Genomic DNA, 5,006 nt, shown 5'->3' with positions numbered 1-5,006 from the left:
TTGCAATGCATCGCTGGGCAGCAAATTTCCAGGGCACATTTCATCCAGATATTCATCGATGATGGCTGATTCAAATATCACATGCTGATCATCAACTTTTAGAATAGGCACTTTACCAAACGGTGACAATTGCCTGAACCAGTCAGGCGGCGCAGAGAGATCGATATAGCTGATCTTATGAGGAATATTTTTGTAGAGCAGCGTAATGACAGCACGCTGTACAAAGGGGCAAATTTTAAAGCTGATTAATTCAAGATTCATATTACTGATACCTTGCTAAACATAAGATGTAGTCCAGGTGGATGTAGTAAAAGTTAGCTATCACAGGTGAAATTAATAAGAGGGATCATTAAGTGGTTTCAACCTGTTTTGCTGTGATGGTTCGTTCTACCCAATCAGTAAAAAGGTCATAGTGTCGATCGCGTATTTCTTCCCCACTATGCATAATACTTTTGGGATCAATAACGTGTCGGCTACGGTGGTATTCATCCGGCAGCCCAATCATATGACCAAACTCGTGAATTGCCCCACGCTGTCTGCCTACGAATGAAAAATCCTCACTGTCCAGATGTACGTTGTTCCAGTCTGGTTCGACAAAACTGACTTTAAATTCACCGGTACCGATTTTTGTTACAGTAATTTCCCAGTGATCATACATCCAGCCACCTTTTTGAATATGAAAGTCGAAAATCAGCATCACCGTGCTTCCCTTTGGAAGGGTGTGAATAATTTTATTACCCCACACATCATGAATGGCCCGTTGCCATTCTTCGATGAATTGATCTTCTTCATGGCTTTCCCAGAAGTGTGGATCATTGTGCTTAAAAAAGAATTGCAGTTTCATAAATACGACAAGCTCATAATGGCCGTCTGGTAGTTGATATAAAGCCAGATCGAATGCATTGTTGATATCCATGGAGTGTATTCTGGCGGATTTTTGTTCAGCAATAAGCTTTTTCATTGTTTTAATCGGTAACGAAACAGGGTTATTTAAATCAGACTGTAAACTGATTAGATAATATCAAAAATTGAAATTTGAAGTACTTGAACAAAGCAATCAATTGCTGAGAAGCTTGCATCGAGCGCGCAGTAATTGTCCAACAATATAGTTTACTCATTAAGTACCGAGTCGCATAATGTCATTTCCCCAATAAAAACTATTACACCCTAACCACCGGGAGGTTGATATGTCTCAGGTCAAGATCCTTCTCGACGAAGCTGATATTCCCAGGCAGTGGTATAACGTCGTTGCTGATATGCCGAATCCGCCCGCGCCACCATTAGGTCCGGATGGAAATCCAATTGGTCCTGAAGCGCTGGCAGCAATATTTCCCATGGCGTTAATAGAGCAGGAAGTTTCTGCAGAGCGGTGGATCGATATCCCGGAACCGGTACGCGAGATATACCGGCAGTGGCGACCCAGTCCCTTATTCCGCGCCCATCGTCTGGAACAGATGCTCGGCACGCCAGCGAAAATCTATTATAAGTATGAAGGGGTAAGCCCGGCCGGTTCACACAAACCCAATACTGCGGTTGCCCAGGCGTATTACAATCAGCAGGCCGGTATCAAACGTCTCGCCACCGAAACGGGTGCCGGACAGTGGGGTTCATCACTGGCGCTGGCCGGACAAATGTTTGGCATCGATGTACGTGTTTACATGGTGAAGGTCAGTTATGAGCAAAAACCTTTTCGCCGCTCCATGATGCAAACCTGGGGTGCGGAAGTGCTGGCAAGTCCGTCAGAACTAACACAGTCGGGTCGAAAAATTCTTGCAGCCGACCCTGATTCTCCAGGTTCACTGGGGATATCCATTTCCGAGGCAGTGGAAGAGGCCGCCTCTCGCGAAGATACCAATTACTCATTGGGCTCTGTATTGAATCATGTATTGACGCATCAAACGGTCATTGGCATTGAAGCTAAAAAACAGCTGGAGAAAGTGGGTGACTATCCCGACGTTGTATTTGCTCCCTGTGGTGGTGGTTCTAATTTTGGTGGTATAGCCTTTCCATTCTTTGCCGACAAAGCAGCCGGTAAGGAAGTACGCCTGGTGGCAGTGGAGCCGACATCGTGTCCGACTTTAACCAAAGGTCAATACGCCTATGATTTTGGCGATACTGCGGGTCTTACACCACTGATGAAGATGTATACGCTAGGACATGACTTTATGCCGCCAGGTATCCATGCCGGTGGCCTGCGTTATCATGGCGATTCTGCGCTGGTGTCCCAGTTATATAATGAAGGTTTGATTGAAGCTGTGGCCGTGCCACAGGTTGCTACTTTCGAGGCGGGTGTCACTTTTGCCAAGGCGGAGGGTATTATACCTGCGCCAGAATCCAATCACGCTATTCGCGCCTGTATTGATGAAGCATTGAGTTGTAAACAAAGTGGCGAAAGTAAAACGCTGTTGTTTAATTTATCCGGGCATGGCCATTTTGATATGGCGGCTTACGATCGCTACTTCGCTGGTGAACTGGATGATTTTGACTATCCGGAAGAGGCGATCAAGCAATCAATGCAAAATCTACCTAAAATTGCCGGTGCGTAATACTATAGTTTTAAACAGTGCTGGTGTTCGAGGCCAATTCCTGAATTGGCCTCGGATAAAGTGACTAACATTGCAGTCAAAAAGCCCAGACAAAACTGGTAAGACCAAAACGCTTTACTGAATTAAAATTAAAGTGAAAATTCATCCCCAGTGCCATAGATCGACCCCACAGTAAACTTATGTCGATTGGTAGTGCTACATTATCGAGCGTTTTTTCTTCACAGATGTCATCAGCAAACAATCCCTCAGTGGCAAACTCATCACAACTGACTGCTGCGGTTCCTCGTAAATAACCTAATCCAGCTGAAGTAGAAAGGTTGAAAATACCGTATCGTTTTGAATAACCGATACCAACATTTAGCTCAGTTATTTTCACATCTATTCTTTGCTCTTGTGTGTCAACTGCACAACCTCCGAGATGGCAAAACTCCTGAGATCGGTGAATCATCGCGGTTAAAAAATAGCTCCCTTTCAGATGTTTTCGCACCCGCAAGCCATAACCAGCCAGGCTTGCGCCATCACTGATGCCGCCTAATCCTATAAGAAACAGGTCTACCCAGTAGGTATTATCGTTACTATTAACAGATTCGTTCTGTTGATCCAGGTGATTGTCGCAAAGCGCTATAGTCGGTAAAAAAAACAACGAGACTATGATCGCGGCGACTTTGTAACGCATAGGATGAGAAAGATATAGTTCTTATTAAGTTTTTATTATTCTATAAATTCGTTAATAAATAAAGCGTAAAGACAATGGGCCTGCCGGGAAGTTTGTAAGACCAGCTTGAGTTAAAACAACATGTATTGCGTATTGTGTATACAAACGCAACGTGAATTTGATTGAGTTTTGCGACAAACTGATCAATTGATCAATATTTCAGGAAGGTACATATCCGAGCTCGACTATTGATTGTTAGGCGAGATGTGAAAAATTCACTTTATTTAATTTTGCACAATTATAAAATGCAGACGACTTACATAATTCGTTTGTCGTGAAGGATTAAAGTCTTAGCGACATTTATATATAATAAGGAGACAATTTGTGCGCATGGGTAATTTTTACAGACGTAATAAAATTAAAGCAGGTTTTATAACAGCGGCCGCTGGATTGTTCATTAATAGTGCGGTAATGGCAGGTGCGGTTCCCACGATTACCGGGAGTCCTGTAATAGTTTCGCCTGATTTACTGGAATGGCCAGCAGATTTCAAACAGGCCAATCCATATCTGACAGAACCTACAGCAAATCGTCTGTCCGATTTACATGGTGAAGTCAATAACTGCGATATCGTACTAAGTACGGCCGGCAATTATCACATGGCTTTGAAAGAGTTGTGGAACGACGTTTACTTGAAAGATTATGTAAAAGATCTAGATATCAAGGTCTGGTATTACACAACCAGTCCACCAATATCACCCCAGCAAGTCTCGAATGACATGGTGCAGTTTGGCAACCTGAATATGGGATGTAAACCACAGGTCGCTGCCGGTCCTGGAAAGTTAATGAAGAAGTTGACGAAAATGGGTGTGACGGATGGAAAGCCTGTCAAATTTCTGAAAAATAACGGCAATGTGATCCTGGTCAAAAAAGGCAATCCAAAGAACATTAAATCAGTCTGGGATTTGGGTCGTAGTGATGTGACACTGGTAACACCAAATCCTGAAATGGAACCGGGTTCATTCGGAAATTTTTCAGGGTCGATCTATAACATTGCCAAAAATGACAAAAACCCACCCAAAGGCATGACAGCGGAAAAACTGTTTAACAGCATTTTTAATACGGACCAAACGGGCTGTAGTACGAAAGAAGGTAGTAAGAATAAATGCAGCTGGGTTTCCGGTAAACGTATTATGCATCGAGAACAACCCTGGGCAGTTTACTCAGGTAATGCAGATGCCGGATTTATTTTTTACCACCTGGCACTTTACTTTACCCGCGCGTTTCCCGACCAGTTTGAAATTGTACCTTTGGGAGGTACGGCCGATAAACCGCAACCATTACCGGGCAACAAGGTGGGTGTATTAAGTGTGGTGAAAATTAAAGGCGACTGGAATGAAAAGCAGAAAGCTGCACAGGAAAAACTGGTTGAAGCATTCAAGTCAGATGAGTTTACAACTATTATGGCCAAGCATGGAATAAATCGTCCTTAATCGATGTGCGAAAATATCCGGGCTTGTCTGGCCCGGATATTTTACAAAAATTTGAACTATCAAATTTGGGTATTGTTAGTGGCAACCTATGTTTTTATTGGTCTTTATTAATATGTTCCGTCATTAATCATAAGTAGAAGGATGTTTGTTGTCCTGTTAGAAACTGTCTAAACTATGCTTCCGTATAATATCTAGCCATTAATTTATTCAACTAAACTTCTCTTTTGAAAATACTTTTTTAAAACACATTTACTAGATTTATATAAAGTGCTTACTTTTTATCTATTAAGATTAATCAAAAAGCGTTAAGCTTC

5 protein-coding genes are annotated in these 5,006 nt (G+C 42.6%); 2 read left to right on the top strand and 3 right to left on the bottom strand.

The features are described from left to right. Together ACWVCM_RS06330 and ACWVCM_RS06325 are read right to left on the bottom strand one after the other, a co-directional pair. On the bottom strand, positions 1-261 hold a 261-nt coding region (locus ACWVCM_RS06330), incomplete at its 3' end, for a glutathione S-transferase N-terminal domain-containing protein (protein WP_455200880.1). An 88-nt stretch (positions 262-349) separates the two neighbouring features. Further along, on the bottom strand, positions 350-961 hold the full coding sequence (locus ACWVCM_RS06325) for a hypothetical protein (protein ID WP_455200879.1): 612 nt from the start codon (positions 959-961) through the stop codon (positions 350-352). Positions 962-1,187: 226 nt separating this feature from the next. Here ACWVCM_RS06325 and ACWVCM_RS06320 point away from each other — a divergent pair, with 226 nt between their 5' ends. After that, positions 1,188-2,546, top strand: coding sequence for a TrpB-like pyridoxal phosphate-dependent enzyme (locus ACWVCM_RS06320; protein ID WP_455200878.1), 1,359 nt, complete (start codon positions 1,188-1,190; stop codon positions 2,544-2,546). Between the two features lie 76 nt (positions 2,547-2,622). Here ACWVCM_RS06320 and ACWVCM_RS06315 read toward each other — a convergent pair whose 3' ends face one another. Then, positions 2,623-3,222 carry a hypothetical protein gene (locus ACWVCM_RS06315; RefSeq protein ID WP_455200877.1) on the bottom strand — a complete coding sequence of 200 codons (600 nt, stop codon included), beginning with the start codon at positions 3,220-3,222 and terminating at the stop codon, positions 2,623-2,625. Between the two features lie 369 nt (positions 3,223-3,591). Between ACWVCM_RS06315 and ACWVCM_RS06310 the strand changes: the two genes are divergently transcribed. Next, the gene (locus tag ACWVCM_RS06310; protein WP_455200881.1) at positions 3,592-4,692 is read left to right on the top strand and encodes a substrate-binding domain-containing protein; all 1,101 of its coding nucleotides are present in this window, start codon (positions 3,592-3,594) and stop codon (positions 4,690-4,692) included. Positions 4,693-5,006 lie beyond the last annotated feature (314 nt).

This window comes from Kaarinaea lacus, assembly GCF_975902315.1.
Note: the sequence above shows the minus strand (reverse complement) of the source record. Positions and strands in the feature narration are given on the sequence as shown.

What these genes read in the sequence shown, in the direction of transcription:
- ACWVCM_RS06320 (WP_455200878.1), top strand. Translation starts at nt 1,188, where the DNA reads ATGTCTCAGGTCAAGATCCTTCTCGACGAAGCTGATATTCCCAGGCAG.
- ACWVCM_RS06315 (WP_455200877.1), bottom strand. Translation starts at nt 3,222, where the DNA reads ATGCGTTACAAAGTCGCCGCGATCATAGTCTCGTTGTTTTTTTTACCG.
- ACWVCM_RS06310 (WP_455200881.1), top strand. Translation starts at nt 3,592, where the DNA reads ATGGGTAATTTTTACAGACGTAATAAAATTAAAGCAGGTTTTATAACA.
- ACWVCM_RS06325 (WP_455200879.1), bottom strand. Translation starts at nt 961, where the DNA reads ATGAAAAAGCTTATTGCTGAACAAAAATCCGCCAGAATACACTCCATG.